Source organism: Cryptosporangium minutisporangium (genome assembly GCF_039536245.1).
GTDB lineage: Bacteria > Actinomycetota > Actinomycetes > Mycobacteriales > Cryptosporangiaceae > Cryptosporangium > Cryptosporangium minutisporangium.
Genome location: NZ_BAAAYN010000107.1, coordinates 1 through 1,126, shown reverse-complemented (window position 1 = coordinate 1,126; position 1,126 = coordinate 1). Strand labels below are relative to the sequence as shown.

Sequence of the window (1,126 nt, the reverse complement as noted above, 5' to 3'; positions counted from 1 at the left end):
CGCGGAATTGCAGAAGATGTACGAGGTTACGCAACGGAACAACGCGATACTGAACGAGCGCGTCGTGATATTGAGTCAGCAGGTGCAGAGATTAGCCGGGCAAGTGGATCGCTTGAGTCGGTTATTTATCGCGAACAACAGCTAAGGGATGAACAGGAGCGTGCCCGGTACAGACATGAGGTACAGGAACGCGCGGCACGGGTTCGGAGTGGGCCATCAATGGAGATGTGACCGGAGAAGTGACGAAATCTTGCCATTTTGACCCGTTCGACGGCTGGGGCGAGCGAAACAAATCGTGTGCCGTATTTGTGCATAGCTATGCAACATCCTGAAAACGCATTTCACGCGTTTTTGGGGATTCAGCCAGGGGAAAACATGGTTTTTTTACTTTTTGAGCGTAAAGACGTGAAAAATCTCGTTATTGCACTTGCGATCTTTCGTCGGTGGGCGTAGAACGAAAACAGCTCGCCAGGAAGGCGAGCTGTTTCGGGTTCATTGAGGTCTCTGACCTCCTCAATGTTCCTGTGGAAACTGTTGAGATCCACAACAGAAACCAGTTCATTCAGTTTGCATGAGCCTTCTGTATTCTTCAAGAGTTTTTCAACAGCACAGTCTCCCAGGAACCCCGAAAAAAACCTGTTTTTGCAGATACTTGCGTATTTGCGAGAATCGTTTGCGGTTGGGGGAGCTGTGACGACGGCGACCGCACGCGTGAGAGTTCCGCTACCGGCGCAGAGAGTTTCATCGACAGCGGACACCTGATGAGTTGCCACAAAAACCGTATGTAGCGCGGCTAGATTGGTTGAGTTAGACCTTGGCGGCAGTTCCCGGTATGTGGTGGCGTGACGGGTGAGATGGTGCGGCGAAGACGCATACGTCACGCAGGCGCGGGTTCTTCCACTGACGCGCCCCGTGATCGATGGCCTTGGCACCGTCCGGCATATCGAGAGCGGCAAACTACCCGTCCCTTCACTGGGAGGGGTGAGTTGTTGCCGTTCCCTCCGACCTTCCACCATCCAGCATATCGCACGATCCCATGTGCACCGCTACTCCTGATAACTCCAGTGCAAAAAAAAAACGGATCTGCATCACAACGAGAGTGATCCCACCGCTCGCCGCAGCCCCA

The 1,126-nt window shown here is 53.4% G+C and carries 1 protein-coding gene; it reads left to right on the top strand.

Annotation, left to right across the window (positions count from 1 at the left end):
- Positions 1 to 16: 16 nt before the first annotated feature.
- Entirely contained in the window at positions 17 to 145 is a 129-nt protein-coding gene (locus tag ABEB28_RS42165) for an MbeD/MobD family mobilization/exclusion family protein (protein ID WP_425559074.1), read from the top strand.
- The last annotated feature ends 981 nt before the right edge of the window (positions 146 to 1,126 follow it).